General features: G+C 60.0%; 24 protein-coding genes. 16 read left to right on the top strand and 8 right to left on the bottom strand.

The features are described 5' to 3' along the window. Positions 1-66: 66 nt before the first annotated feature. From QP915_RS06115 to ald, 6 genes are all read left to right on the top strand, one after another. The gene (locus QP915_RS06115) at positions 67-2,118 is read left to right on the top strand and encodes a bifunctional copper resistance protein CopD/cytochrome c oxidase assembly protein (RefSeq protein ID WP_284768663.1); all 2,052 of its coding nucleotides are present in this window, start codon (positions 67-69) and stop codon (positions 2,116-2,118) included. A 183-nt stretch (positions 2,119-2,301) separates the two neighbouring features. Continuing rightward, entirely contained in the window at positions 2,302-2,946 is a 645-nt protein-coding gene (locus QP915_RS06110) for a single-stranded DNA-binding protein (RefSeq protein WP_284768662.1), read from the top strand. 119 nt (positions 2,947-3,065) lie between these two features. Then, positions 3,066-4,736, top strand: a complete 1,671-nt coding sequence (gene ettA / locus QP915_RS06105; RefSeq protein ID WP_204611117.1) for an energy-dependent translational throttle protein EttA — start codon at positions 3,066-3,068, stop codon at positions 4,734-4,736. Between the two features lie 25 nt (positions 4,737-4,761). After that, a complete protein-coding gene (locus tag QP915_RS06100; protein WP_284768659.1) occupies positions 4,762-5,178 on the top strand; it encodes an acyl-CoA thioesterase in 417 nt (138 codons plus the stop codon). A gap of 42 nt (positions 5,179-5,220) precedes the next feature. Beyond that, positions 5,221-5,859 carry a DUF8185 domain-containing protein gene (locus tag QP915_RS06095; RefSeq protein ID WP_005327272.1) on the top strand — a complete coding sequence of 213 codons (639 nt, stop codon included), beginning with the start codon at positions 5,221-5,223 and terminating at the stop codon, positions 5,857-5,859. Between the two features lie 275 nt (positions 5,860-6,134). Then, positions 6,135-7,226 carry an alanine dehydrogenase gene (gene ald / locus QP915_RS06090; RefSeq protein ID WP_284768656.1) on the top strand — a complete coding sequence of 364 codons (1,092 nt, stop codon included), beginning with the start codon at positions 6,135-6,137 and terminating at the stop codon, positions 7,224-7,226. 101 nt (positions 7,227-7,327) lie between these two features. On the opposite strand, the gene QP915_RS06085 is transcribed toward ald, so the two are convergent. Continuing rightward, the gene (locus QP915_RS06085) at positions 7,328-7,711 is read right to left on the bottom strand and encodes a globin (RefSeq protein WP_284768654.1); all 384 of its coding nucleotides are present in this window, start codon (positions 7,709-7,711) and stop codon (positions 7,328-7,330) included. Beyond that, positions 7,712-8,722 (bottom strand): mechanosensitive ion channel family protein, encoded by a 1,011-nt coding sequence (locus QP915_RS06080; RefSeq protein WP_284768651.1) that lies wholly within the window; start codon positions 8,720-8,722, stop codon positions 7,712-7,714. Positions 8,723-8,866: 144 nt separating this feature from the next. Here QP915_RS06080 and QP915_RS06075 point away from each other — a divergent pair, with 144 nt between their 5' ends. Further along, positions 8,867-10,024 (top strand): cystathionine gamma-synthase, encoded by a 1,158-nt coding sequence (locus QP915_RS06075; RefSeq protein WP_284768649.1) that lies wholly within the window; start codon positions 8,867-8,869, stop codon positions 10,022-10,024. 35 nt (positions 10,025-10,059) lie between these two features. Here QP915_RS06075 and QP915_RS06070 read toward each other — a convergent pair whose 3' ends face one another. Beyond that, complete coding sequence (locus tag QP915_RS06070) at positions 10,060-11,928, bottom strand: FAD/NAD(P)-binding protein (protein WP_284768647.1); 1,869 nt, start codon at positions 11,926-11,928, stop codon at positions 10,060-10,062. Between the two features lie 202 nt (positions 11,929-12,130). Between QP915_RS06070 and QP915_RS06065 the strand changes: the two genes are divergently transcribed. From QP915_RS06065 to QP915_RS06035, 7 genes are all read left to right on the top strand, one after another. Further along, positions 12,131-13,786: a TIGR04028 family ABC transporter substrate-binding protein gene (locus QP915_RS06065; protein WP_284768645.1), complete on the top strand. Its 1,656-nt coding sequence runs from the start codon at positions 12,131-12,133 to the stop codon at positions 13,784-13,786. 3 nt (positions 13,787-13,789) lie between these two features. After that, positions 13,790-14,803 (top strand): ABC transporter permease, encoded by a 1,014-nt coding sequence (locus QP915_RS06060; RefSeq protein WP_284768643.1) that lies wholly within the window; start codon positions 13,790-13,792, stop codon positions 14,801-14,803. After that, positions 14,800-15,612: an ABC transporter permease gene (locus tag QP915_RS06055; protein WP_284768642.1), complete on the top strand. Its 813-nt coding sequence runs from the start codon at positions 14,800-14,802 to the stop codon at positions 15,610-15,612. Before QP915_RS06060 ends, QP915_RS06055 begins: the two co-directional genes overlap by 4 nt. Then, complete coding sequence (locus tag QP915_RS06050; protein ID WP_284768640.1) at positions 15,612-17,234, top strand: dipeptide ABC transporter ATP-binding protein; 1,623 nt, start codon at positions 15,612-15,614, stop codon at positions 17,232-17,234. Before QP915_RS06055 ends, QP915_RS06050 begins: the two co-directional genes overlap by 1 nt. Positions 17,235-17,263: 29 nt before the next feature. Then, complete coding sequence (locus QP915_RS06045; protein WP_284768637.1) at positions 17,264-18,478, top strand: alkylhydroperoxidase domain protein; 1,215 nt, start codon at positions 17,264-17,266, stop codon at positions 18,476-18,478. A 65-nt stretch (positions 18,479-18,543) separates the two neighbouring features. Further along, positions 18,544-19,260: an SDR family oxidoreductase gene (locus QP915_RS06040; protein WP_284768636.1), complete on the top strand. Its 717-nt coding sequence runs from the start codon at positions 18,544-18,546 to the stop codon at positions 19,258-19,260. 75 nt (positions 19,261-19,335) lie between these two features. Then, positions 19,336-20,118 (top strand): GntR family transcriptional regulator, encoded by a 783-nt coding sequence (locus QP915_RS06035; protein ID WP_284768634.1) that lies wholly within the window; start codon positions 19,336-19,338, stop codon positions 20,116-20,118. Here the strand turns inward: QP915_RS06035 and pepN are convergent. Next, positions 20,111-22,627, bottom strand: a complete 2,517-nt coding sequence (gene pepN / locus QP915_RS06030; protein WP_284768632.1) for an aminopeptidase N — start codon at positions 22,625-22,627, stop codon at positions 20,111-20,113. The two genes, QP915_RS06035 and pepN, sit on opposite strands and share 8 nt — an antisense overlap. Before the next feature lie 97 nt (positions 22,628-22,724). On the opposite strand from pepN, the gene QP915_RS06025 reads away from it, so the two are divergent. Further along, positions 22,725-23,348 (top strand): mycothiol-dependent nitroreductase Rv2466c family protein, encoded by a 624-nt coding sequence (locus QP915_RS06025; protein WP_284768630.1) that lies wholly within the window; start codon positions 22,725-22,727, stop codon positions 23,346-23,348. On the opposite strand, the gene QP915_RS06020 is transcribed toward QP915_RS06025, so the two are convergent. Next, on the bottom strand, positions 23,345-23,749 hold the full coding sequence (locus tag QP915_RS06020) for an MFS transporter (RefSeq protein WP_284768628.1): 405 nt from the start codon (positions 23,747-23,749) through the stop codon (positions 23,345-23,347). The genes QP915_RS06025 and QP915_RS06020 overlap by 4 nt on opposite strands. A gap of 116 nt (positions 23,750-23,865) precedes the next feature. Here QP915_RS06020 and QP915_RS06015 point away from each other — a divergent pair, with 116 nt between their 5' ends. After that, entirely contained in the window at positions 23,866-24,339 is a 474-nt protein-coding gene (locus tag QP915_RS06015) for a ribose-5-phosphate isomerase (protein WP_005327249.1), read from the top strand. 86 nt (positions 24,340-24,425) lie between these two features. On the opposite strand, the gene QP915_RS06010 is transcribed toward QP915_RS06015, so the two are convergent. The 3 genes from QP915_RS06010 to QP915_RS06000 form a co-directional block, all read right to left on the bottom strand. Further along, a complete protein-coding gene (locus QP915_RS06010; protein WP_284768625.1) occupies positions 24,426-25,259 on the bottom strand; it encodes an aldo/keto reductase in 834 nt (277 codons plus the stop codon). An 18-nt stretch (positions 25,260-25,277) separates the two neighbouring features. Continuing rightward, on the bottom strand, positions 25,278-25,910 hold the full coding sequence (locus QP915_RS06005) for a hypothetical protein (RefSeq protein ID WP_284768624.1): 633 nt from the start codon (positions 25,908-25,910) through the stop codon (positions 25,278-25,280). 68 nt (positions 25,911-25,978) lie between these two features. After that, positions 25,979-26,620, bottom strand: coding sequence for a nitroreductase family protein (locus QP915_RS06000; protein WP_502869324.1), 642 nt, complete (start codon positions 26,618-26,620; stop codon positions 25,979-25,981). Positions 26,621-26,683: the final 63 nt, after the last annotated feature.

The raw sequence follows: 26,683 nt of genomic DNA, 5'->3' as shown, positions 1-26,683 counted from the left end.
AAGCTCCATAATGGCACATGTAAAGACAAAATGTGTGTTAGGTGAGAAACTAGGTCGCGCTATACAATGCGCACTATGGCAAATGAGCAGGTTAATAGTGTGAATGCGGCGGGCAAGAAGCCCCGCCCTTCCTGGGGAATTTATATCGCAGCGATGCTTATTGCCGGCCTGCTTGCCGGTTTTATTTCCCTGTTCCTCCTGGCTGATTCCCTGGCGGCCCTGGGCATTCCGGACCCCGGCCGCATAACCACCTTTGGCTTGCCGCTCTTTCGGGGTGTGGCGTGGATTCTCATGGCTTTGTCCGTGGGCTCATTCTTAGCCTCGTCATTCCTCATCGCTCCGCGCGGGGACAATGCCGCGCTTATCGATGCCTCCTTGTCCGTCGACGGCCACATTGCCGCCCGCACCGGCACCTGGGCCTCCTTTGGCATGGCGGCCGTGGGGCTCGTGGAAATACCGCTCATTATGTCCGACCTCACCGGCGCGCCCTTTTCTCAGGTATTCAATCCTTCCATTATGAAGATGGCCTTGACGGAAATTTCCACCACCATCGTCTGGGCAATCTCCGTGCTCATCGCCCTAGTAGTGGGCATCCTCGGACTCGTGGGCCGTGGCTGGTCCATGCAGCCGGTCCTGCTTTTCTTGTCCATAATGCAGGTCGTACCCATTGGCATGGAAGGCCACTCCGCGGCGGGCGGTGACCATGATTACGGCACCAATTCGCTCCTGTGGCACTTGGTCTTTGTCATGCTTTGGGTAGGCGGTCTTATGGCGCTAATCGCCCATGGTCGGCGCCTAGGTCCCAACCTCGCTTTTGCGGTGAAGCGCTACTCCGGCATCGCCTTTATGGCCATTGTGGTCTTGGCGGTATCGGGCTTGATTAACACCCTCATCCGCATGAATATCTCCGATCTGGTGGATTCCGCGTACGGAATCATTCTGATTACCAAGTTCGTGCTGACGATTTTGCTGGGCATTTTCGGCCTCGCTCACCGCGAACTCACCATCCCGCAGCTGGGCAAGAACCCGCGCCTTTTTATTCGCATTGCCATCGTGGAAGTAGCGGTCATGGCCGCCACTATTGGCGTAGCCATCACGCTGGGCCGCACTGTGCCCCCGGCGCCGCGCGATCCCAACCTCAACTCGATGCAGATTCTGATGGGCTATGAGCTGTTTGAAAAGCCCACGGTGCTCAACGTGTGGACCATGTTCCGCTTTGACATCATGTTTGGCACCATTGGCCTGCTTTTGGTTGTGGCCTATGGCTACTGCGTCTACCGCGTGCACAAGCGCGGCCTGACCTGGAGCAAGGGGCGCACCGCATGGTTTATGTGCGGTGCGCTGGGCCTGGCCCTTGTGATGTCTACCGGTATGGGCCTCTACATGCCGGCGATGTACTCCATGCACATGTTGGTGCACATGATTTTGTCGATGGCGGTACCGCTCCTGCTCGTTCTGGGTGCGCCACTGACCCTGCTCATGGAGGCCTTTGAGGCAGGGCCGAAGGGAAAACCCAGCCTGCACGACTATGCGCTGGCGGCTACCCAGTCCAAGATCGTCGGGTTTATCACTAATCCATTTGTCAATCTCGTGCAGTACCTATTTTTCCTCTACGTGCTGTATTTGTTCCCGGGCCTATATCAATTTGCCATCTCGGAACACGCCGGCCACCTCATTATGAACTTCGCGTTCATCATCTCCGGCTGCTTCTATTTCTGGGAAATCATCGGGCCGGATCCGCTGCCCAAGCGCCACTCCACCCCGTTCCGATTGGCCGTGCTGTTCCTTTCCATGCCATTCCACCTCTTTGCCGGCGTGTACCTGATGCAGCTGCAAAGTGTGTTGGGTGCAGACTTCTACCAGTATTTGGAGCTGCCCTGGGATCAGGATCTGCTCCAAGACCAACGCGTGGGCGGCGGCATCGCGTGGGGCTTTGGTCAGTTCCCACTGGTTATCGTCTTTGGCAAGCTCTTCCTGGATTGGCTCAGCGATGATCGTGCTACCGCCCGCCGCCACGATATGCAGGCGGATGCGGACGATGATGCCGAACTGGAACGCTATAACGCGATGCTGCAGGATATGGGCCACGGCGATGAATCAAGTTTCCGCGGGCGCTAGCCTGTGGATAACCGGCCCAAAATCGCCCCCCAAACCCGAGTTTTGTTGACGGGTGCAACAAGTTATTCACAGGGTAGGGGTTGCCGGCATGGTGCAGCTTGCGTGCCGGCATCAGGATATGGAAGCGAGCGAGGAAAACCGAACTCGCCTATCCAACTATCCAGCAAAGGATTTTCTAGCACCATGTCCCAATACCCAATTACTTTGACCGGTCGCCTTACTCGCGATCCCATCCTGACCAAGACGTCAACTGGGGCCTATAAGGCTAAGCTGCGCGTCGCCTCTTCCCGCCGAATTCCGGACCGTCAGATCGATGCCGGCGCTACTGACCCGGAAGGCAACAACCCTAAGGCCCCGCAGTGGCGCGACGTGGACCACCTCTACATCGACGTCGAAATGTGGAATCAATTCGCCATCAATGTGCGCAAATCCCTAGCTAAAGGCATGCCGCTGGTCATCGTGGGCTCCTTAGTTACAGAACAATGGCGCGATGACCAGGGCACCGATCACTTCCGCACGTTCATTAAGGCGCAGTATGTGGGTCTGGATCTGAACCGCCACGTTATCGGTACCAAGCGTCTCGCTCCGCAGTACAACCAGGAAAATATTGCGGTCCCAGAACTGGGGGACAACGCCATCGAACCGGACGTGGACCACAGCCTCCCGCCGCAACAGGCAGGCCAGGGAGATACCGCTGCCGATACCGCGGCGGATCGCTATCTAGCCGAGCGCGCCGCAGCCGCACGGGGTGGGGAAGAAGATTCCTTCGACGACGCGGAGGTGGAAGAGGAGGCTGCCGAGGCGGAATCTGCCCCAGTGAACGCTTAAGCGTTTCCCCACCGGCTTGATCGCCTCGGGTGTACCTGACCCGAGGCACTTGGGCGGTGGTTCTGATGTAGTGTTTGTGTAGATAAATACGTCTCCCAAATTTTTGCAAAGGGGTAAAAGTGGGCGAATTCATCTACACGATGAAAAACGTGCGCAAGGCAATTGGCGATAAAGTCATCCTTGACGATGTAACAATGGCGTTCTACCCAGGTGCCAAGATTGGTGTGGTCGGCCCTAACGGTGCCGGTAAGTCCTCCATTCTGAAGATTATGGCCGGCCTGGACCAGCCTTCCAACGGCGAAGCTTTCCTGGATCCGGGTGCGACCGTGGGCATCCTGCAGCAGGAGCCGCCGCTCAATGACGAAAAGACCGTGCGCGGCAACGTCGAAGAGGGCTTGGGCGATATCTTTGAAAAGAAGCAGCGCTTCGAGCAGATCGCCGAGGAAATGGCCACCAACTACAGCGACGAGCTCATGGAAGAAATGGGCAAGCTGCAAGAAGAGCTGGACGCCGCCGATGCATGGGAGGTTGATTCCAAGATCGAGCAGGCGATGGAAGCTTTGCGCTGCCCGCCTTCCGACGCCCCAGTGACCAACCTTTCTGGTGGCGAGCGCCGTCGTGTAGCGCTGGCTAAGCTCTTGCTCACCGAGCCGGACCTGTTGCTGCTCGACGAGCCTACGAACCACCTGGACGCCGAGTCCGTGCAGTGGCTGGAGAAGCACTTGGCCGATTACCCGGGTGCTGTCTTGGCCGTGACCCACGACCGTTACTTCCTTGACCACGTCGCGGGCTGGATCTGTGAGGTTGATCGCGGCAAGCTCTACCCGTACGAGGGCAACTACTCCACCTACCTGGATAAGAAGCAGGAGCGTCTCGAGGTTGCTGGCAAGAAGGATGCGAAGCTGCGCAAGCGCCTGAAGGACGAGCTGGAGTGGGTTCGCTCCGGCGCAAAGGCCCGCCAGGCCAAGAACAAGGCTCGTCTGGAGCGCTACGAGGAGATGGCTGCCGAGGCCGAGAAGTACAAGAAGCTCGACTTCGAAGAGATCCAGATTCCTACTCCGCCGCGCTTGGGCAATAAGGTTGTGGAAGTCAAGGACCTGCAGAAGGGCTTCGATGACCGCGTCCTGATTAAGGACCTCTCCTTCACCCTGCCGCGCAACGGTATCGTGGGCGTTATCGGCCCGAACGGTGTGGGTAAGACCACCCTGTTTAAGACCATCGTTGGCTTGGAGCAGCCGGATGCAGGTTCCGTCGAGGTGGGCGATACTGTCAAGCTGTCCTACGTGGACCAGAACCGTGAGAACATCGACCCTGAGGCAACCGTCTGGGAGGTTGTCTCCGGCGGCCTGGATTACATTCACGTTGGTCAAAACGAGATGCCGTCGCGTGCTTACCTGTCCGCTTTCGGCTTCAAGGGCCCAGATCAGCAGAAGCCATCCAAGGTGCTTTCCGGTGGTGAGCGCAACCGCCTGAACTTGGCGCTGACCCTGAAGGAGGGCGGCAACCTGATCCTCCTCGACGAGCCGACCAACGACTTGGACGTGGAAACCCTCGGCTCGCTGGAAAACGCGCTGGAGAAGTTCCCGGGCTGTGCCGTGGTCATTTCCCACGACCGCTGGTTCCTGGACCGCACCTGTACCCACATCTTGGCCTGGGAAGGCAATGTGGAAGAAGGTCAGTGGTTCTGGTTCGAGGGTAACTTCGGCGATTACGAGAAGAATAAGGTCGATCGCCTCGGTGAAGAGGCAGCCCGTCCTTCCCGCGTGACCCACCGCAAGCTGACCCGCTAAGTAGCTAGCGCCTTAACTGAGGAGAATGATGGCAACCCCAAGCGTGCACACGTACCGTATTCAGACCCGCTGGTCGGACTTTGATATGTACGGCCACATGATGAACGCAAACTACATCGAGCTCGCCCAGGAAGCGCGCCTGGCCTTTGCGAAGGAACATATCTATTCCAAGGGGCTCGACTTCGTTGCGTTTGTACGCCACCTGGACGTGGACTTCCTGCGCCCGATGGAGTTCAAGGACACCACTACGGTGGAGGTGGAAACTACCATTTCGCAGATTGGTACCACCTCGTTTACCACCACTCAGAAAGTTAAGAACGCCCAGGGCGAGGTCGCGGCAACCGTGGATTGCGTGCAGGTAGTCATTGACCGTCAGCAGCAGACCCCGCGTCCATTGACGGACCAGGAAAAGGATATTCTGCACAATACCGCCGCTAACTAGCAGCGGAGCAGAGCACAGATTAGAAAGGCAGGGCCCGAAGGCATGGTCACCGAGACTCTAGAAATTGGAAGCGGTGGACCTGGCCTTCGGGCCCTTGTCACGCGCGCAGTCGGCTTGGACGCGGGCGCTTCGGTGCGGCTGCGCCAGCTGACTGACGACGTCGTCGATGTCTTTGTCACCACCCCCTTCGAGGTGGTTGCCTCCCGCCGCGTCCAAGGCGTCGCGTCCCGCGATGGGGCTGTGGTTTCCGCGGCCACGCTCGCCGAGCAGCTCAAAGAGCATGAATCTAGCGGCACGTTAGATTTGGGTCCCGCCCGCGATCCATCCTGGCCGGGAGCTTTGCCGCCGGCCACGGGCTACAGCGTGGTCGATACCTTGCCGGTTACCGTGGTGCGCGATCTATCCGATAAAGGCCAACAGCTTACCCGGCAATTTTCTGGCCCTATGGGCCCGCCGTCCAGCTTGTTGAATCAGACCGTTGTCACGGTGGAAGGCGATGGCGCCACGGTCGAAATCCCCATGCGCATGATTTTTGCCTGCACCAACCTGGGGCTTATTCCTGGATTTTCCGCCCCGATGGATGTGCCGCGGCACTTGCGTGTGGCTCAGCTGGGCCGTTGGGTGCGACTCGATGCCCCCTTTGGCAGCATTTACCGTTCCACCCGCTTGTCCCTGTTCTAGCTTTCGCCGCCGGGGCACGTCCCCCTGGTGTTCAACAATTTCGGTGTACCAACGCCCCATAATGGGCGACGTTGCCCGAAAAGTAGTCTGTCTTAGGGGTAGGGGATCCTTGGGTCGTGTCGCCCGAAACCTTGTGAGCAGCGCGTTTAGCCGGGTCGTTAGCGTAATGCTACCCCCGCAGTGTGAATTCACTAGCAGAGCGCCGCGCGTAAACGTGCTCTGCGTTACTCTTACATGGTCGATGTAATTTCTTGCACCCACAAGGAGACTATGTAATGCGTATTGCAGTGCCAAAAGAAATCATGAATAACGAGAATCGCGTGGCTCTTACCCCGAGCGGCGCGCAGACCCTCGTTCAGGATGGTCACGAGGTCCTCATTGAGACCGGTGCCGGTGAGGGCGCTTCTTTCCCGGACTCCGAATACGAGGCTGCCGGTGCCAGCATCGTTGGCACTGCGGAAGATACCTGGGCACAGGCAGAGCTGCTGCTGAAGGTGAAGGAGCCGCTCGAAGCTGAGTACCAGTACCTGCGCCCAGACCTCACCGTCTTCACGTACCTGCACCTTGCGGCGGACCGTCCGCTGACTGAGGCACTTGTCGACGCCAATACCACCGCCATTGCCTATGAGACGGTCACCGACCGCCACGGCACCCTGCCGCTTCTCACCCCGATGTCCCAGGTAGCTGGCCGCCTTGCTGCCATCGAAGGCACCCACCACCTATTGTCCACCCAGGGCGGACGCGGCCTGCTGGTCTCCGGTGTTCCGGGCACCCAGCCGGCGCGCGTCGTAGTTATCGGCGGCGGCCAGGTTGGCGCGTCCGCTGTTGCAATGGCTCACGGTCTGCGCGCCGAGGTGACGGTGTTGGACCTCGATCCGCACGTTCTCCAGCGCTTCGATGACCAGTACGCCGGCGGCGTGCGCACCCTGATCTCCGATCCAGCCACCATCGATAAGGAACTGCAGGAGGCCGACCTCGTCATCGGTGCCGTCCTTATCCCGGGTGCCGCCGCGCCGAAGCTGGTGCGGGAGGAGACCGTCAAGAAGATGAAGAAGGGCGCGGTGCTCGTCGACGTAGCCATCGACCAGGGTGGTTGCTTCGAAAACTCCAAGAAGACCTCCCACGATGAACCGACCTTCAAGGTGCATGACACCCTGTTCTACTGCGTGGCGAATATGCCGGGTGCGGTGGCTAATACCTCCACCCGCGCGTTGTCTTCTGCGACCCTGCCGTACATCCGCGCGGTGGCCAACGACAGCCTGGATGCCGCCATCAAGCGCTTCCCAGGTCTGGAAGGCGGCGTTATGACTCGCGGTGGCCGTCTGGTCTCCGAGCCTGTACGTAAGGCCTTTGACTGGGAAGACTAGTCATCGCCCGGCGTAGTCTGCGCTAGATACACCACAAGCCCGGCGCCCCGCTAGAAACGGGGCCCGGGCTTGAGCTATCTGCGCTGAAGGGGATGGAGTTGTTATGGTGCTTTGTTGATCATCATGGCGGCCACGCGCTGCATGTGATCCCACATCATCTCGCGGTAGGCGGGTGGGATGGTTTCCTCGTCGATGTCTGCGAGGGAATTGCCCATGAGTTCTAGCCACCGGTCGTGCGCCGTGATATCGATGGGGTAGGGGGCGTGGCGCATGCGCAGGCGCGGGTGCCCTCGGTTTTCAGAAAATAGCTGCGGGCCGCCCCAGTATTGCGCCAAGAACCAGGTAAGGCGCTGTTCTGCGCCTTCCCAGTCGTTATCGGGGTACATCGGGGCAATGACATCGTCCTCTTTGACCTGGGAATAAAAGCCGTGGACGAGGCGCTCAAAGGTCTCCATGCCACCGATGGCCTCATAGACAGAATCCATTTACTCTTCTTCTTCCTTGCGGGGATCGGAAATACCGATGCCGTGCGGGTAGGGGGTAGTAATACCTTTAGTGTGCATGACATTGAGCACGCGGGACTGCAGGAAACGCTGTACGTCCCACTGCTTGCCGGGCAAGGTCTTGGTTGAGACGCGGAAGGATACATAATCCGGCTCAAAGCCAGACATGCCGTCCACTCGGGGCGTGCTGAGGATGAGCTTGCGCACCTTATCGTCCTGCGCGGCTTCTTTCACCGCGTCCTCGATGACTTCGCCGGCAACCTCTGGGTCATTAGAAAGGCCTACCGGAATCTGGATGCGGGCAACGGAGTACTCATCGGAGTGGTTGGCCACCTGGAGAATTTCACCGTTGCGCACGTACCACAGGGCGCCATCAATATCGCGGACCGTGGTGATGCGCAGGGAGATGGACTCAACATCGCCAAAGACGCCATTGCCCAAATCGACCACATCACCAATGCCGTACTGGTCCTCAATGAGCATGAAGATGCCAGAAAGGAAGTCCTTCACCAGCGCCTGTGCACCAAAGCCGAGGGCAACGCCGATGACACCGGCGGAAGCGATAAGCGGTGCTACGTTAACTTCTAACTCATCCAGGATGGCGATAACGGCCCACACCCAGACGAAGATGGCGGCAGCGGAACGGGCTACGCCGGCAAGTGTTTTGATGCGGGAGGCGCGCCGGGTCTCGCGGGTTTGGCGCATGGCCTCTTCTTGTTGGCTGAGCTCGGGACGATTGGCACGACTCTTGAACTTCCCGCGCAGGCGCTGCTTATCTAGTCCGGAAGACTTGATGCTATTTTCGGCCACTTTGTTGATGACTCTGCGGAGGAGCCAGTGGGCGATAATGGCCAGAATAAGGATGATGGCGATGCGAATGGGGCGCTCAATAAGCCAGCTTTGCACCTTCTCGTCATTCCAAAAATTGGACACGGACTCGATGGCCGAGTCCGTGGTGGAAGCGGCGGAGGCTAAAAATTGCGTATTCATCATTCTTTCTTAGTCGAGGACAATATGAACGGCGCCCATTGTAAGGGCAGAGGCTGAAAGGGGGATGTGTCGTGGGTGTGCGAGAGTGTGAAAATAAATACCTATCTCTCCGCTAGAAATGAACAGCTTGGTCTAGACTGTGGTGCTATGACTGAACGCAGCACGCAGAACCTCGCTCAAGGCTTTACGTCCCGTTCCATCCATGGCGGCTATCACCCGGACCCGCACATGGGCTCAATCAACGTGCCGATCTATGCCTCGACCACGTTTGCACAAGACGGCTTGGCGCAGCTGCGCGGCGGATTCGAATACGGCCGCGTGGCCAATCCGACCGTGCGATCGCTCGAGCGCACCCTAGCGGCACTGGAAGGCGCGGAGTATGCACGCGTGTTTTCTTCCGGCATGGCCGCTGCCGATACCTTGATCCGCATCCTGGTGCGCCCAGGGGACCACGTCATTTTGGGCAATGATGCCTACGGCGGTTCCTACCGTCTGCTCAATGATTTCACCGAGTGGGGCGTGGAGATGTCCATCGTGAACACCAGCGATACCGCTGCGGTTGCGGCCGCGGTCCAAGAGAATACCAAGCTTATCTGGCTGGAAACGCCCACTAATCCGGCGCTAAATATTACCGATATTGCCGCGGTGGCCAAGATTAAGGGCAACGCGCAGGTGTTGGTGGACAATACTTTTGCCACGCCCTACCTGCAGAACCCGCTGGAACTCGGCGCCGACCACGTGCTGCACTCGACCACCAAGTACCTGGGCGGGCATTCCGATGTGCTGGGTGGCGCGGTAGTTACTAATGACGCCCACGTGGACGAGCGTCTGCTCTACTTCCAGGGCAATGTGGGCGCGGTGAGCTCGCCTTTCGACGCCTACTTAACCGCCCGCGGCATCAAGACGCTGTCGGTGCGCATGGACCGCCACTGCGCGAATGCGCAAAAGGTAGCAGAATTTCTGCAGGGCCGACCCGAGGTTAAGCAGGTGCTCTACCCGGGACTCAAGGATCACCCGGGGCATGAACTGGCGGCACAGCAGATGCGTGGCTTTGGCGGCATGATGTCTGTGCGCTTCCACAGCGCGGAGCATGCCAAGCAGATTTGTCTCAATACGCGGCTTATCTGCCTGGCAGAATCGCTGGGCGGGGTGGAATCGCTCATCGAGCACCCAAAGAATATGACCCACGTATCCGCGGAAGGGTCCGAGCTGGTGCCGCCGGAGGATCTGGCGCGCATCTCCATCGGTATCGAAGACATCGATGACCTGCTCGCGGACTTGGAGCAGGCCCTCGACGCGCTATAGGCCGCGGCACTGGGCCCATAGCGCAGGTGCGGTGGCTAGGAGCGCACCACGGCAAGAAGGGAACCGGCAGCCTTGTCGGTTTCTTGCAGCATGAGCGGGTCCGTGCCCGGCATGGGAGAAATGGTGGTGTCCGGCCACTGGGAATAGGTGGGGATGCCCACGATGTGCAGGCGCGCATCCAACTCGCCGTCCGGATGAACGGTGCGACGTGTGGCCCCATCGGTCTCTGGGGAGCCGGTGGGCTGGCCGTGATCGGGGAAGGGGCGCACGCGGGCGGAATCCACCAAGCAGCGCGTCATGGCATCGCCGGCGGTGCGGATGTCGGGGCGGTGCATAAAGGCGTCGACAAGCGTGGGCGCCGAAGCCGAGCGCGGGCCGGAGGTCAAAGTGAAGTGATCGGCCTCGATGGATACGGTGGGGTGATCGCCTAGGAAGTGGGCCAGGCCGGCGTCGACAAGCGCGAGCAACTGGCGCACGCGGAAGAGCGGTGGGCCGGAACCGATCATCTGGCCAAAGGACATGACCTGGCCGTAGCGGCCGGTGCGGGACTCACGGGTGTAGCGGCCCTCTGCGCCGAGGATGGAGGCCGGCTTGCGCGATTGCGATAGCGACCACAGCGCGGCTTTGATGGGGGAGTCATGGCCGGCGGCGGCCTCCCGAATATCGCCTTCCATGGACTGGGCAATGTGCTCAGTGAGCTCAGCGATGTCCCCGGTGAACCCGGCAATCTGGTACATGAGATCGTTCATGTCCCATGGCTCGGTGACCATGGGGGCAATGGCCTCGCCCAGCTCATCGGGGGCGGTGGCATCGATGACCTCGAGGATTTCTGCGCGCGGGCGGAGAAGCGAATCCGGGCGCACGCGCTCTAAGGTGGTGATATAGGCCTCGTAGCTATCGCGCGCGATGGCGGGCCAAACTTGGGCGTCAAAGTCGATGTCCTGGGTGCCACTGAGCTCCGCAATGACATTTTTCAGGCGGCGACGAGGCATGGTCGGCGGCAGCTCGCCGTATTCGGACTTGGGGTGGTAGGGGTAGCCGCGGCCGGAGGAAATGATGAAGTTGGGCTCCTGGCCACAAGGCTCATAGCGCAGGCCGGAGCGTGCGGAAGGGTCCTCCACGAATGTGCCGCCGCGCTCGATGGTGGTCAGCGCCATGATGTCATAAAAGCCCATGCCCAGACCGCGCACCAGCACGTCCTCGCCGCCCGGAATGGCGGCGTAGTCCTGCTCTACCGGGTTATTAGGGGCGATCCAGTTCAAACCGGAAGCGGCCAACTGCTTTTCTTGCTCGTTGTATTCCGGAACCATCCAGCCATAGGCCAGCACCGTGGCATCGGTGCGCACCTCGGAGTCATCAGCCAGTCGGAGGACGTCTACGCCCTCGTCCTCAGTGATGGTCTCCAACCGGCTGAAGTGATTAACAGTGGAAATGCTCTTAGGCAGGCGTGCAATGACCACGTCATAGACCCAGCGCAGGTACTCGCCATACAGTGCGCGCGAAGGGTTGGACTCGGGGCGGGTGGCCGCGAGCTCTTCGCGGTAGTCCTGGGCAATATGTGCGGCCGGTGGATGCTGCTCGAAAAGGTCGCGCTTGGCGGCGGAGATATTCTCGCCATCGCCGCGCAGCAGCTGAATCCACTCGTACTGGATGGGGCCCTCGAGCACAGGGGCATCCACGGTGGAGCCGGGCTCGGTAAAGAGGGTGACCGCGCCGGCGCGAGTATTCATGCACAGGGTCTTGGTTTGATCCGTTTCCCAGATGCGGCCGGCGCCATGTTGGGCGTCATCGATGAGGTGGACGGTAATGGGGTCGCTGGAATCGTCCATGCGGGCAGAAAGGCGTTCCAAGATGGAAATGCCGCGCGGGCCCATGCCGACGATCGCGATAGCTGGAGTAGACATACCTCCTATCGTGCCATATTCAGGCCCTTTCAGGATCATTGGACGTGGCAGTTAGAATAAAGTAGACTATCTGGTCTACCGAGTTCTTGTCGGGTCGCCGTTTTGGCAGGTAAATCGGTAGACCGTCCAGTCTTGTAATTGGGGGTATGGGTGTGGTCTAATGGGCGAGTACTACTTAAGACTTAAAGGAACTCGAGCTTTTATGAAGCAAGTATCTCGGCTCCTGCGGCCCGTGGCCGCGGTCCTGGCCAGTGGCGCGCTAGCTCTCTCGCTTACCTCGTGCGCCTCTACTTCCCGCGCCGCGGAAGATGGCATGGTCACCTATGTCGAGCCCAATATGTTCAACAACCTCTATCCTCCCTCTGGTGGCTATTACCCCAACGGTGGTGTGCTCAATAACATCACGGACCGCCTGCTCTGGCAGGACCCGGATACCCTCGAGCTGCACCCGTGGATTGCGGAGGAGATGCCCAAGGCAAACAAGGACAACACCGAATTCACCTTCAAGATTCGCAAAGGCGTGACCTACTCTGATGGCTCCCGCCTGGATGCCGCGAACGTGAAGAAGAACTATGACCTTTATGCCCTGGGCGACGAAGATCGCATGCTCACTCCATCGGAGCAGCTGCCCAACTATGAAAAGTCCGAGGTCATCGATGATTACACGGTGAAGTTCTACTTCAGCGAGCCTTCCCCGGGCTTCCCACAGTCCACCTCCGTGATGAACCAGGGCCTGCTTTCTAATGCCACCCTGGATTTGGATGACACCGGCTTCGCGCCGGGCAATGCCACCGCGATTTCCGGTTCTGGTCCCTTCGTCATTGAGGAAGAAGAGCTGGGCACCAAGCTGGTGCTCAAGAAGCGCGAGGATTATGACTGGGCGCCCCCGGCCCGCAAGGACCACCAGGGCCCGGCCGATATTGAGGGCATCAATATCGTGCTCGCGGCCGAAGACTCCGTGCGCGTGGGCTCGCTTGTAGCCGGCCAGTCCTATGTCGCGCGCCAGATCGAAGCCCCAGATGAGAAGCACCTGAAGGATAAAAACCTGCAGATTTTCGCCGCCCCCACCCGTGGCGTAAACAATAGCTTCCACTTCCACTTCCGCCATCCACTCTTGGAAGACAAGCGCGTGCGCCAGGCCATCATCCACGCCATTGACCGCGATAACATCCTGGACACCCTCTTTTCTGATTCCTACCCCAAGGGCACATCGATCCTGGCCAAGACGGCTATTGGCTATAAGGATCAGTCCGCGAACTATGCCTTCGATCCAGAAGAATCTAAGCGCCTCCTCGATGAGGCCGGCTGGCGCCCAGGAGAAGATGGCATTCGCGAAAAGGGCGGCAAGCGCCTGTCCGTGACCTTCAATGAAGCCGTCCCACAGCCGCGCTCTAAAGAGATGTTTACCAAGGCCCAGGAGATGTTGAAAAACGTCGGCATCGAGGCCAACCTCAACCCAGGTGACCGCTCTGCGCAGCAAAAGGCCATGAAGGATCAAGACACCGTGCAGGTACGCCACACCATGACTGGCCGTGCCAATGTGGACACCTTGGCCACGTGGCTGGATGGCACCGGGCGCAATTCTTTCCTCAACTACGACGAGAAGACCGACAGCTTTGGCGATGAAAAACTGCAGAAAATGGTGGAGGACTACTTCAACCTCAGCAGTGAGAAGGATCGCCTCGCCATGACCGGCCGCATGCAGGACTATCTGTCCGAACAGGCCTATATCCTGCCCATGTTTGAAGAGCCGCAGGTCTATGGTTTCCAGCCCTATATCGAGGGCTTTAGCACCGAGGCCATCGGACGCCCATCGTTCTATGCGGTAGACATCAACCCCAAAGAAGGGGAGGACTAAACCATGAGCCTGAAAACTATTGCCCTGCGCATCGGCCAAGCCGTGCTCGTTATCTGGGCAACCTTCACCCTTTCCTTCATTCTTTTGGCGGCCTTGCCTGGTGACGCCGTAGCGACCCGTTATGACAACCCCAACTTGGGGCTCAACGCCGAACAGCTGGCCGCCATCCGCGAGGTTTATGGTGCCGATGAGCCGATCTTAAGCCGCTACTTCAGCGCGCTCGGCGGGTTCCTTACCGGTGATTTCGGCTTCTCGGTCGCCACCGGTACCGCCGTATCGGAGATGCTGGCAGATGCCCTTCCTTCCACGCTGGCGCTGGCAGTCTTCGCCTTCCTCGTAGGCGTGGTTCTGGCCTTCCTGGTGGCTATTGTCTCTACCTTCGGCCCATTTTCCTGGCTGCGCAGTTTCTTCCGCAGCTTGCCTTCCGTGATGGTTTCCCTGCCCACCTTCTGGATCGGCATCATTTTGATCCAGATATTCTCCTTTGGTTTGGGCTGGGTGCCGGTCATCGGCGCGAGCGACGCCGAAAGCCTCATCCTGCCGGTAATCACCCTGGCCATCTTCGTGGCCGCGCCGCTGGCGCAGGTACTGCTGCGCTCCATCGATGAGGTAATGGATATGTCCTTCGTGCAGGTTGTACGTGCCAAGGGTGCTAGCGGTGCCTGGTTGTTGTGGCGCAACGTCTTGCGCAACGCGCTGCTGCCGGCACTGACCATGGCCGGCCTTACCTTTGGTGAGCTCGTCGGCGGCTCCGTGGTGACGGAAGCGGTCTTCGCCCGCCACGGCATCGGTGCGCTCACCGTGGATGCGGTGGCTAACCGCGATACCTCGGTGCTGCTGGCCATTGTGGTGCTAGCCGCCGCCGTCTTTGTCCTTATCAATCTGCTTGTGGACCTGCTCTACCCAGTGCTTGACGTGCGCCTGCGCGAGCGCGAGCACGAGACTGCATCTAACTCCGCCACCGCTGCCACCACCGCCGGTACCACCGCAACGAACGAGAAGAAGGTCCAAGCATGAAGCTTAAATCCACACAGCTGAAGCTCACCCCGGGCACCATCATCTCGCTGATTGTGCTGGGCCTGGCGGTGCTCTGCGCCCTGTTCCCCCAACTATTTACCTCCCAGGACCCTAACCAGGGCGGGGACACCACGGCGCTATTGCAACCCAGCTTCCAGCACTGGTTCGGCACGGATGCCGTCGGCCGCGATCTCTATACCCGCGTAGTCTATGGCGCGCGCCAATCCCTACTAGGCGCGCTGCTGGCCGTACTTTTTGGACTCATCGTCGGCACCATCTTGGGCATTATCGCCGGCGTGCGCCGCGGCTGGGTCGATGCCGTCATCATGCGCATCGTGGATGTGCTGCTGTCCATCCCCGGACTCTTGCTCTCCCTGTCCGTCATCATCGTGCTGGGCCACGGCATCTTCAATGCCGCCATCGCCGTAGGTATTACCTCGGTGGCCACCTTTGCGCGCCTTGCACGCTCCCAGGTACTTAGTGTTGCCGACTCCGATTTCGTCGAGGCCGCCTATGGCTCCGGCGGTTCTTCCTTCCAAGTGCTCGTGCGCCATATTCTTCCCAATTCACTCACCGCGGTCTTCGCTGTAGCAGCCCTGCAATTTGGCCTGGCCATTTTGCAGCTAGCCACCCTTGGCTTCCTGGGCTATGGCGCTCCGCCCCCAACCCCGGAATGGGGCTTGCTCATCTCTGAATCGCGCGATTACATCGCCACGGCCGGCTGGTTGACCATCGCCCCGGGCATTGTCATCGTCGCCGTGGTCCTCGCGGCTAACCACCTCAGCCAGACACTGCGAAAGGCGGCCTAATGTCCCTGCTTAGCATTAGTGATCTATCCATTACCTACCGCACCGCGCACGGTGAGGTAGAAGCGGTAAGCGGCATTGAGCTCGAGGTAAACCCTGGCGAGATGACCGCCATCGTTGGCGAGTCCGGTTCCGGCAAGTCCACCTCCGCCATGGCCGCCATTGGTCTGCTGCCAGACAATGCTTCGATTGTCTCCGGCACCATTACTTTCGACGGCCGCGACGTGACCCAGTATTCCCAAAAGCAGTGGCGGGAGCTGCGTGGTCGCCGTATTGGACTTATTCCGCAGGATCCGAATAACTCGCTTAACCCGCTCAAGACCATCGGTGCCTCGGTGGAGGAGGGCATGGCCATCCACGGGCAGGGTGATAAGGCCTCCCGGAAGAAGCGCGCACTGGAGCTTTTGGAGCGCGTGGGCATTGATGATCTGCAGCGCCGCTATCACCAGTACCCGCATGAGCTATCCGGCGGAATGAAGCAACGCGTGCTCATTGCCGCGGCCGTGGCATTGGAGCCGGAGCTCATCATCGCCGATGAGCCTACCTCCGCGCTCGATGTCACCGTGCAGAAGATCATCCTGGACCTTCTGGATGAGATGCGTGAAGAGCTCACCATGGGCATCCTTTTCATTACCCATGATCTGGCCGTGGCGGGTGACCGTGCCAATAACATCGTGGTGATGGAAAAGGGCACCGTCCGCGAGTCGGGCGTTGCTGCCCGCGTCCTCACCGATCCCCAGCACGCTTACTCCAAGCGCCTGCTTGCCGACGCCCCCTCGCTCACCGCCCCCACTTCCTCCCAGGCCGCATCTCCTGTGCGGGCCGCCGCGCCCGCGCAACGCGAAACCTTGCTCGAGGTGGAGGGGCTGAGCCAACGTTTCGGGGATTTCACCGCGGTGGAGGACATCAACTTTTCCGTGGCCCGCGGCACCACCCATGCATTGGTGGGGGAGTCTGGTTCCGGTAAGACCACCACCGGCCGCGCTATTTCCTTGTTGAGCACGCCTACCTCCGGCAGCATTCGCTTGGGCGGGGAAGACATTAGCTCCGCCCGTGGCAAGCGTCGCCGCGAGCTGCGCCGTTCGATCCAGATGGTCTACCAAAATCCTTTTGGCTCGCTGGATCCGCGCTTGAGCATTGGCGATACCATCGCCGAACCGGTGCGCAATTTCACCGGCGCTTCCAAGCGGGATGCGCGTGCCAAAGCCCGCGAATTTCTTGATTTGGTGGCCTTGGATTCTTCCATGGCTTCCCGCCGTCCCCGCGAGCTTTCCGGTGGCCAGCGCCAGCGCGTGGCCATCGCCCGCGCCATGATCATCGAGCCCGATCTCGTGGTGCTTGATGAGGCCGTGTCCGCGCTCGACGTCACCGTGCAGGCGCAGATCCTGCGCTTGCTCGACGAGCTGCAGCGCGAGCTGGAGCTTACCTATATCTTCATCTCCCACGATCTGGCGGTAGTCAATCAAATTTCCGATACCGTTTCCGTGCTCTCCCACGGCACGCAAGTGGAATCTGGACCTACCGCGCAGGTCTTTGCGCATCCGGAAACCGAGTACACGCGCCAGCTAATTGACGCCATCCCAGGCTCCCGCTATCGTGCCGGAGACCTAAACTTGGGGCTATAACCGCGCCCCAGAAAGGTTGGACTGAGAATATGACCGACATTATTAATGAGCTCTCCCACGCCAGCGCCGAGGTGCAACAGCTGCGCCGTGCGCGCCATGATGCGCAGGACAATGCGCAGCTGAGCTTTAGCGCTTTGCTCGAGCCTGCAGAACCAGGCGAGTTCTCTTATACGGAGCGCTATGCCGTAGCAGCTTTTACCGCTGCAATCTACCAGGCGAGCGAGGCTGCGGATTTCTACTTCGACTTGCTGGAAGATGAGGCCGACGAGGACCTTGTTGCCGCCGTGCGCGCCGCGAGCCAGCGCGGTGTGTCCACCGGCCCGTATCACCAGGGTGATTTCCTTATCTTCGGTGATACCGCCGCGGAAGCCGCGCTGGGCACGCGCCTAGCTGCGACCTTCGATTGGGCGCACCTTCTGGCCTTCCACCCTAAGGACGCCTCCCCGCAGGCGATCGGACACCTCGATGCCGCAGGATGGTCTGCCACGGACATTGTCAGCCTGTCCCAGCTGGTGGCATTTTTGGCCTTCCAGCTGCGCGTGGTCCACGGCCTGCGCGTACTTTCTGGCGAGGATTCCGCACCCCGCCCCGCAGCCGAGCGCACCGCCGGCGTGGCCGATCCGGGTTGGAAGGCTACCAAGACTACGTTGCAGCCCGATACCGTGCTGCCGGACCACTTTGTCAACCACTCCCTGGGCTGGAAGCCCTGGGTAGAGGCGCTGGCGAAGGAGGATTTCACCGCGGTGCATACCGATGCCCTCATCAAGCCCGAGCGCATCGATTCCGAGTACTTCCGCTTGCTCGCCCGCGACCCTGCGGCCTTGAAGGCGCGCACGCTGACTGACCTGGACATTTTCTACAACACCGAAGGTGGGCTCTCCCGTGCGGACCGCGAGCTCGCCGCTACTGTGGCTTCGCGCTACAACGGCTGCGAGTACTGTGCCTCCGTGCACCAGGCGCGGTGCGTGCAGGAAGGCGGCGACCGTGAAATCGTAGACCGCCTCTTGGACGAGGGCATCGATGCTGACCTTGGCTCAAAGGAATGGGACCTTATCCGTCGCGCCGCCGTGGCGCTCACGGAAACCCCGTTTGCCTTTGATGCGGCACTATGCGCGGACCTGCGTGCGGCTGGATTCGATGATCAATCCATCCTGGACCTGATTTATGCTTCCTCCTTCTTCAACTGGGCTAATCGCTTGATGCTCACCTTGGGGCAACCGGACGTGCCTAAGCGCTTCCGCTAGCTGCCTACCGGCGGCGACTGCTCCGGCGCGGCGCTGAAGGCGAAGGATCCCTATGATGGGGCGGCATGACTAATACTGAGAACGTCACCGCACCAGCACACTCGGAGAGCGAAGCCCCGCAGAAGGTCGCCGTCGTCACCGGCGCTACCGGCGGTATGGGCCGCGAAATCATCGCTGACCTAGCCGGTGATTACCACGTGTATGCACTGGGCCGTAGCGCGGCAGAACTGCCCGAATCGGACTCCATTACGCCGGTAGCCATCGACCTCGTCGCCGGCCTCGATGAGGGCATGAAGCTACCGGAGCTAGACCGCGTGGATGTACTCGTCCACGCGGCCGCGCGAGCTACCAAGTACTCCGTGGAGGAAGCCACGCCGGAAAATTGGCGCGCGCACATGGACCTCAACGTGCATGCCCCTGCTGAGCTGACCCGCGCCTTGCTGCCGCAGCTGCGCAAAGCGGAAGGCACCGTGGTCTTTATTAACTCTGGCGCTGGACGTCACAGCTACGGCGATAACGTCATCTACGCGGCGACCAAGCACGCGTTGTATGCACTCGCCGATGGACTGCGCATCTCTGAGCCGGGAATCCGCGTATCCACCGTGGCTCCAGGGCCTACCGATACCCCGATGCTTAAGGGGTTGCAGGATTATGATCCCTCCCAGGTTATTGCCCCGGCTGAGGTGGCTCGTGCCATTCGTACCGTGGTGGAGGCAGGGCCCACCACCCAGCTGACGGAAATCCAGGTCAGGCCGCGAATTGAGCTACATCTGCGCAAGTAAGAACGCAAGTGGTGGTAATGGACATCACACATTAATGGGTTTGGTTTCCAGGGGTGTCCATTACACTCGGGGGCTGTGAATTCCCAAAGCCGAAAGCGGCCCGCCTATCTCCGTATCTCGGATGCCCTACGCGACAAGATCGAACGCAATGAATTAGAACCCGGTCAGCGTTTTCCTACCGAACGCGAATTGGTCCGGGAATTTCATGTCGCGCGCATGACCGTGCGCCACGCCTTAGACATTTTGGAAGTAGAAGGCCTCATTGCCCGACGCCGCGGGCGCAGTGGTGGCACCTATGTGCGCACGGTTCCCCCTACACTGAGCCTGACCAACAAAGACAATATTGTCACCCAGCTGCGCGAGCGCGGGCACGACACCGCCGTACGCGTGGTCTCCGTCAATAAAGCCCACGTGCCCAAGCATGTGGCAGCGGTACTGGGCGTTAGTGATTCCACCTTTGCGTGGGATATCAAGCGCCTCTATACCGTCGATGGCAAGCCCGTCATCCTTTCGCGCTACACCATCCCGGTAGATATGGCTCCCGATCTCAATCAGCACGATCTGCGCGAGCCCATTATGGAAATCCTGGCTGGCTACAACCTCAAGCCCGTCTTTAAGCGCGAGAGCATGCGTGCCGCTACCGCTCGCACCGAAGAGCAGAAACTTTTGCACGTGAGCCGGTCACACCCACTGCTTCGGTTCGTGCGGCTGCTAAAGACTAAGTCGGGCGCGGTCTTTGCCTATGTTGAAGAGTCGCTGCGCTCTGATATCGCCAACGTCGAGGTGGTCCTGGGTGAGGATCCCGCGCCGCAACCTCTGCCGGGCCAGGGCAACGGCGCGGGAAGCCGGCTTAGCTAGCGTCGACCTGGCGGTTGCGCAGCGCGCGGGCCACGCGGTCACGCTGCTCGGTGACGGTACGGCGCAGGCCACCCGGCAGCTCCTTTTTCAAGAAGGCATCGGCGCGGTCCAGGCCCTTGTGCGTGATATCCCAGGAAGGGAAGAGACCCGTCACGGTGGTAAGCGCCACCTCTGAAGACTGGGAAGACCACACCTTTTCCGCGATATCGAAGAACTCTGCGGTGGGCAGGAACTCATCGCTATGCGGGTAGAGCAGGCCTTCCAGCTTGGAAGTGAGCTCGCGGTTGGTGAGATTTCCCGCCACGATTTCTTCCCATACCGCGCGCTTGTTCTCGGCGGTTGCCACGGCTGCGCGGGCACGCAGGGAAGAGTAGTAGCCGGTGGCGGAATTATCGCGCTCGAGTTGCGCATCCGTGGCAGCAGCGGCGTCCTCTACCGCGCCATCTGCGGCGAGTGCCGCCAGTGCGGACCAGCGCAGCCCCGCATCCGCGGAGGACTCGAGTACGCCCCGCAGGTACTCGCGTGCGCTATCATGCAGGCGAATCTTCGCCAGCGCCTGGGTGCAGATGATGGAGCGCTGGGCATCGGGGCTGTGGGCGCCGTCGAGGAGGGCGTCGGCAAGCAGGGTGCTCTGAGCCGCCCACTGTGGATCGGCATAGTTCTTCAGCGCGCTAGAGGCCTGCAGGACAATGCGTTCGAGGACGGCGAGCTCCGTCTCCGCCTGCATGCCGCGGGCAACCAGCTGGATGAAATCGCGGGCCCGCATAGTGCCGGCGCGGGTCATCTCCCAGGCGGTGGACCAGCACAGGGTGCGGGCCATGGGATCGGCGAACTTATCAATATTGTCCAGCAGGAATTGCAGGGAACCCGCGTCCAGCTCGATGAGGCAATAGGTCAGGTCATCGTCGTTGGGTAGGAGGAAGTCAATGTCTCCCAACTGGCGGCCGATGAGCTCTGGAATCTCGGTGGTAGCGCCATCGATATCCATCTCGATGCGATCGGTGCGCACCACCTTGCCGTCCTGCAGGTTATACAGGCCTACCGCCACGCGGTGGGTGCGCAGGGTATCGCCGGCCTGGGTGAGGTAAGCATGGGTAATCGTGCCAGACTCATCCGCATTGAGCGCCACGCTGAGCGTATTGATGCCGGAGGTCTTGAGCCACTGTTGCGCCCAGAAGGAAAGGTCGCGGCCGGAGGCCTCTTCTAGGTGGCGCAGCAGATCATCAAAGGTGGCATTGCCCCATGCATGGGCGGCGAAGTGGCGGCGCACACCGGCGAGGAAGTTGTCGCGGCCGACATAAGCCTGCAGCTGCTTGAGCACCGAAGCGCCCTTGGCATAGGTGATGCCATCGAAGTTTTGCTCCACCGTTTCGATATCGCTGGCGTCGGTGGAAATCGGGTGGGTAGTCGGCAGCTGATCCTGCTGATAGGCCCAGGATTTTTCCACATTGGCAAAGGTCACCCACGCGGTATCGTATTCGGTTTCCTCCGCCTGGGAGATGGCGGCGGACCAGGTGGCGAAGGACTCATTGAGCCACAAATCGTCCCACCACTGCATGGTGACCAAGTCACCGAACCACATATGGGCCAACTCGTGTAGGACGGTATCGGCGCGGCGCTCGTACTTATAGTGCGTGGCCTGGGAAGTAAAGACGTACTCATCGCGGATGGTGACGCAGCCGGCATTTTCCATCGCGCCGGCGTTGAACTCCGGCACGAATATTTGGTCATACTTGCCAAAGGGGTAGGGGAAACCGAAGTTGCGGTGGTAGAAATCAAAGCCCTGCTTAGTCTCCGTGAACACGCGCTCGGCATCCAGCGCGTGGGCCAGCGAAGCGCGGCAATAGATGCCGAGTGGCACCTCGAGCTTTTGGGCCGGCTTACCCTCTGGGTGTGCGGTCAGCTCGCCGCGCCAGGTATCGGTGACCTCGTGGTACGGGCCGGCGCACAAGGCAACCAGGTAGGTAGATAGTGGGTAGTCAATAGCCGTGCTGGCTACATCGCCCTCCCAGCTCATCGGGCCATTGCTAATGATGGTCCACTCTTCGGGCGCCTTGAAATGCAGCGCGTAGGTGGCTTTCATATCCGGCTGGTCAAAGCAAGCAAAGACGCGCTTGGCATCGGCGGTTTCAAACTGGGTATAAAGGTAGACCTTGTCATCGGCGGGGTCTACAAAGCGGTGCAGGCCCTCACCGGTGCGGGAATACGGGATCGTGGCGGTGACTTCAAGCGTGTAGTCGGCCACCTGGAGGCCAGACAGGGGAATGCCGTAGGTGGGGTTATAGGAAGCAGTGGGCAGGGGATTGCCGTTGAGACGTACCTCCTGGATTTCCTCGGCGCGTAGATCGATAAAAGTCGAGCCGATTTCCCGCGAGGTAAAGCTCACCTTCGTGGTGGACAGGAAGTGGGTGTCTGAATACTTGAGGTCTAAAGTGACATCGTAGTGGTCCACCTCGATCATTCGGGAGCGCTGAACCGCTTCCTCGCGAGTCAGGTTTATAGAGGTCATGGCCTATATTCTCCTTCTAAGTCGAAAATAGTTCTGCATCCACAGTAGTCGTGCACCTAGGCTGGTGGGGCAAACTTTTTCAATCAGAGGAGTATTTATGGCTGACGCAGTAAAGTTCTGGTTCGACGTATCCTGCCCCTTCGCTTGGGCCACCTCGCGCTGGATTAAGGAAGTGGAAAAGGTGCGCGACATTGAGGTGGAGTTCGAGCCTATGTCCTTGTCCGTGCTTAACGACGGCCGCGATCTAGACTCCACCTACATGGACATGATGAAGGCTAACTGGGGCCCAGCCCGCGTCTTTGCCAAGGTCAAGGCCGAACGCCCTGAGAAGGTAGACGAGCTCTACACTGCGATGGGCACCCTGGTTCACGCCAAGGGCAATGGCGGGCGCACCGGCTTTGGCGCTTATGATGACATCATCGCTCAGGCCCTAGCGGAGGTGGACCTCCCAGCAGAGTTCGCCGAGGTAGCCAATACCGAGGAATGTGACGAAAAGCTGCGCGAGTACCACCACAACGGCATTTCTTCTGTGGGCGATGAGGTAGGCACCCCGGTTATCAAGCTGGGCGAGACCGCCTTCTTCGGCCCAGTCATTACCCGCATCCCTACCGGTGAAGAAGCAGGCGAGCTTTTCGACGCCTCCCTGCGCCTTGCCCAGTACCCCTACTTCTTCGAGCTCAAGCGCTCCCGCACCGAGATGCCGCAGGTGGAGGAGGACTAAGCGGTCTTTTCACGTCGGCGCAGCTGAATCGCGGCGCCGACGCACAGTGCGATGGTCAGCGGGGTCAAGATAAATGCCGGCAGACCTGCGATATTGATAGAGGGAAGTTCCATGCCGGTCCGAAAGTCGTCCCACGCGACAAGCGCCCAGGAGGCCCACGAGGCTCCAGCGAGAAGCGCGATAATGCCGGCCGCAATCGCTCCCCCGTTGGCCCGCGGGTTCCCGCGCACCTTTTGTGCAATCCACCACACACCCAGGCCTAGGTGAGCCAAAGTGGCAAGAATGCTCGCGATAAGCGGGAGGAGGAAGCCTCCGGCGCCGGAAACCTGAACGCCAAGCAGGATGATGCAGGCAAGAAGGCTCCCGCCGTAGAGCGCAAGGACTGGTTTGGTTATAGGCATGGCTTTCCTCCTTTATAGCGATCGTGGCTGCCCGCGAGCTTATCAGGAAAATGTAATACGAAACAGGGTGGGCGCTAAGCCTCCTCAAGGCGCGCCGGGCCGGTAGGATATGGGCCATGCGCGTATATCTAGGAGCAGACCACGCAGGTTTCGAAACCAAGAACCTGATTGCTGAACACCTCACCAAGCAGGGCCACGAAGTCATTGACTGCGGCGCCCATACCTACGATGCCGAGGATGACTACCCGGCATTTTGCATCGAAGCGGCACAACGCACCGTCAATGACCCGGGCTCCCTGGGCATCGTGCTTGGCGGCTCCGGCAACGGCGAGCAGATTGCCGCCAATAAGGTCAAGGGTGCTCGCTGCGCACTGGCGTGGTCCGCAGAGACCGCCCGCCTTGCCCGCGAACACAACAATGCCCAGCTCATCGGCATCGGTGGTCGTATGCACACTGAGGAGCAGGCACTGGAAATCGTCGATGCTTTCCTGGACCAAGAATGGTCCCGCGCGGAGCGCCACCAGCGTCGCATTGACATCTTGGCGGAATACGAGCGCACCGGCATCGCTCCGGAGCTGCCGGAGGCCTAAGCCACGAAGAATAAACGCCGCGGACCAAAGTTGGTTTCGCGGCGTTTCTGTGTGCGCACCGGCTGAGTCGGCCGAGGCGCTAAGGTTTAGGCGTCATTCATGTCATTCGGGTGCGGACCGCCACGTCCCTCTTCGCCCTCATCCAAGGCGGTGATGGCAGACATCTCGTCCTCGGTGAGCTCAAAGCCGAAGACGTCGAAATTCTCCGCGATGCGCGATGGCGTGGCGGACTTAGGGAAGAGGATGACGCCATTTTGCAGGTGCCAACGGATGACGACCTGCGCTGGGCTGACATCGTGCGCCGCAGCGGCGTCGGTGACCTCGGGCGCGTCCAAGATATCGCTCTTACCCTGGCCCAAAGGCCCCCATGCCTCGATAGCTACGGTGTGGGCGCGGAAGGCGTCCAGCTCGCGCCAGCGCTGCAGGTAAGGGTGAAGCTCAACCTGATTGACCGCCGGCTTGACGTCGGTCTTGAGCTCCAGCTGGTCCAGGTGCTCGAGTTCGAAGTTGGAGACGCCGATGGACTTTGCCTTGCCCTGCTTCTGCAGCTCGATGAGCTGTTGCCAGGCCTCGACGTAGGTTCCCTTCGCCGGGGTAGGCCAGTGGATGAGGTAGAGATCTACATACTCTAGGCCGAGCTTGTCCAAAGACTCATCAAGAGCTGCGGCGGCATCGGTCTGGCGGTCATTCCACAGCTTGGTGGTGACAAAAAGTTCCTCGCGCGGGATGCCGGACTTGGCAATTGCCCGGCCCACGCCTTCCTCGTTGCCATAGATAGCGGCGGTATCGATATGGCGATAGCCCACGCGCAGGGCCTCGGCTACCAGCTCTTCGGTCTTATCCGGATCCATCTGGAATACGCCGAAGCCCAGCTGCGGGATGGTATTGCCGTCATTAAGGGTGATGTTAGGTACGCTCATGCGCCCCAGACTACCTGCCTACTGCAGTGGGCCGAGCGTGATGAATTTATTCCATGTCTCCCACTCATCTTGCAGGCGGGCGCGCTCGTGGGGTGGGGTAGCGGTGCCGTCGATAAGCGCGGCGTCAATCATGCGCACGCCATTGTCAAAGAACAACGCGGCGTGCCCCGAGGCGCCGTGGCGCAGCACCGGAACCAAGTTCAACCCATCGAAGGACAGGCGCGCATTGGGTCGCACATCCAGCCCGGCAATGGCGGCGAGGGTGGGCGCCAAGTCAATAGGGGAGACCAGCTCGTTATTCTCCCCGCTTTCCGCCACGCCCGGCCACAACACCGACATCGGGGCATTTCCACCTAGCAGGGAGCAGACGGCAATGACGCCTTCAACCTGGTCGAGTTCCTCCAGGCTGGGCTGTTCTAGCAAGCGAAAGACGTCTTCACCGGCAGGGTGCGTGTCTTCACGCACCTCGTAGCCCACCCCAGCAAAAACCTCACTGATGCGCGTGGTGGCTTGGCGCTGTGGGTACTGTCCGGTCAGGGTACCGCGGCGGGAGTCCGCATAGTTCTCCGAAGGCACCCACGTGTTTTTAAACCGAACGCCGCGCAGTGCGGACTCCGGCGCATGGTCAAAGGTCGCAAGAGTGATATCCATGGACTCAATTCTATGCTTGCCGACGCCCCCTTCGGCCACCTTTGCCCACACAAATCACCGCCGCGGATCTAGTCGAGCTCTAGTCCCTCGATGCCGTGCACAGTTACGGTCTCTGAGAGCGGCGCGCGGCCCGGAGCCGTATTAAAGACTGGGCTAGATTCATCGGCCGTACCAAAGGTAATGGCGGTGACCAGCTTGTAGTCCTCGTCCACGCCGAGGAATTTACGTGCGGTTGGCGCAATCAGGGAAATCATGCCTTGCGGGATGCCGTGATAACCATGTGCCTCGAGGGAAAGCAGGAAGTTTTCGGTGTAGGTTCCCTGGTCAAAGGCGGCGCGGATGCGGTCGCCCATCGGCGGGATAAAAAGCAGCACCGCATGGGGCGCGCCAAAGAAGCGCAGATTTTCGCGGACGAACTCTACGCGGCCTTCTTTATCCTCGCGCTTAATGCCAAGCAGCCCGTACATCTTGGCGGCCAGTTCTTGGGAACGCTGGGGATGGATGCCCTCACCATAATCTGTGGTGAAGTCTGGGCTAAGGCCGTTGGTATCGAATTCCTTGATCAATGCGGCGCTAAGCTCCTTGAGCTTTTCTCCGCCCACCACGTGCACGTTCCACGGTTGGGTATTGGAATTGGACGGTGCGGATTGAGCGTCCTCCAAGACCTGCTTGATGTCTTCTACCGGCATGGGTTCCGGGTTAAGGGTCAAAAAGTGTGTCCGGAATCGCGGATTTTCACGGATTGACCTGTAGGTTTCCGGAAAGTATATGCT

Origin of the sequence: Corynebacterium sp. MSK158, from assembly GCF_030229085.1 — a bacterium.
Taxonomy (GTDB): domain Bacteria; phylum Actinomycetota; class Actinomycetes; order Mycobacteriales; family Mycobacteriaceae; genus Corynebacterium.
Note: the sequence above shows the minus strand (reverse complement) of the source record. Positions and strands in the feature narration are given on the sequence as shown.

Excerpts from the sequence above, each read along its gene's own strand:
- QP915_RS06075 (WP_284768649.1), top strand. The coding sequence starts at position 8,867 with ATGACTGAACGCAGCACGCAGAACCTCGCTCAAGGCTTTACGTCCCGT.
- QP915_RS06050 (WP_284768640.1), top strand. The coding sequence starts at position 15,612 with ATGTCCCTGCTTAGCATTAGTGATCTATCCATTACCTACCGCACCGCG.
- QP915_RS06095 (WP_005327272.1), top strand. The coding sequence starts at position 5,221 with ATGGTCACCGAGACTCTAGAAATTGGAAGCGGTGGACCTGGCCTTCGG.
- QP915_RS06060 (WP_284768643.1), top strand. The coding sequence starts at position 13,790 with ATGAGCCTGAAAACTATTGCCCTGCGCATCGGCCAAGCCGTGCTCGTT.
- QP915_RS06100 (WP_284768659.1), top strand. The coding sequence starts at position 4,762 with ATGATGGCAACCCCAAGCGTGCACACGTACCGTATTCAGACCCGCTGG.
- pepN (WP_284768632.1), bottom strand. The coding sequence starts at position 22,627 with ATGACCTCTATAAACCTGACTCGCGAGGAAGCGGTTCAGCGCTCCCGA.
- QP915_RS06080 (WP_284768651.1), bottom strand. The coding sequence starts at position 8,722 with ATGATGAATACGCAATTTTTAGCCTCCGCCGCTTCCACCACGGACTCG.
- QP915_RS06065 (WP_284768645.1), top strand. The coding sequence starts at position 12,131 with ATGAAGCAAGTATCTCGGCTCCTGCGGCCCGTGGCCGCGGTCCTGGCC.
- QP915_RS06020 (WP_284768628.1), bottom strand. The coding sequence starts at position 23,749 with ATGCCTATAACCAAACCAGTCCTTGCGCTCTACGGCGGGAGCCTTCTT.
- QP915_RS06040 (WP_284768636.1), top strand. The coding sequence starts at position 18,544 with ATGACTAATACTGAGAACGTCACCGCACCAGCACACTCGGAGAGCGAA.
- QP915_RS06015 (WP_005327249.1), top strand. The coding sequence starts at position 23,866 with ATGCGCGTATATCTAGGAGCAGACCACGCAGGTTTCGAAACCAAGAAC.
- QP915_RS06110 (WP_284768662.1), top strand. The coding sequence starts at position 2,302 with ATGTCCCAATACCCAATTACTTTGACCGGTCGCCTTACTCGCGATCCC.
- QP915_RS06010 (WP_284768625.1), bottom strand. The coding sequence starts at position 25,259 with ATGAGCGTACCTAACATCACCCTTAATGACGGCAATACCATCCCGCAG.
- QP915_RS06115 (WP_284768663.1), top strand. The coding sequence starts at position 67 with ATGCGCACTATGGCAAATGAGCAGGTTAATAGTGTGAATGCGGCGGGC.
- QP915_RS06005 (WP_284768624.1), bottom strand. The coding sequence starts at position 25,910 with ATGGATATCACTCTTGCGACCTTTGACCATGCGCCGGAGTCCGCACTG.
- QP915_RS06085 (WP_284768654.1), bottom strand. The coding sequence starts at position 7,711 with ATGGATTCTGTCTATGAGGCCATCGGTGGCATGGAGACCTTTGAGCGC.
- ald (WP_284768656.1), top strand. The coding sequence starts at position 6,135 with ATGCGTATTGCAGTGCCAAAAGAAATCATGAATAACGAGAATCGCGTG.
- QP915_RS06055 (WP_284768642.1), top strand. The coding sequence starts at position 14,800 with ATGAAGCTTAAATCCACACAGCTGAAGCTCACCCCGGGCACCATCATC.
- QP915_RS06025 (WP_284768630.1), top strand. The coding sequence starts at position 22,725 with ATGGCTGACGCAGTAAAGTTCTGGTTCGACGTATCCTGCCCCTTCGCT.
- QP915_RS06070 (WP_284768647.1), bottom strand. The coding sequence starts at position 11,928 with ATGTCTACTCCAGCTATCGCGATCGTCGGCATGGGCCCGCGCGGCATT.
- QP915_RS06045 (WP_284768637.1), top strand. The coding sequence starts at position 17,264 with ATGACCGACATTATTAATGAGCTCTCCCACGCCAGCGCCGAGGTGCAA.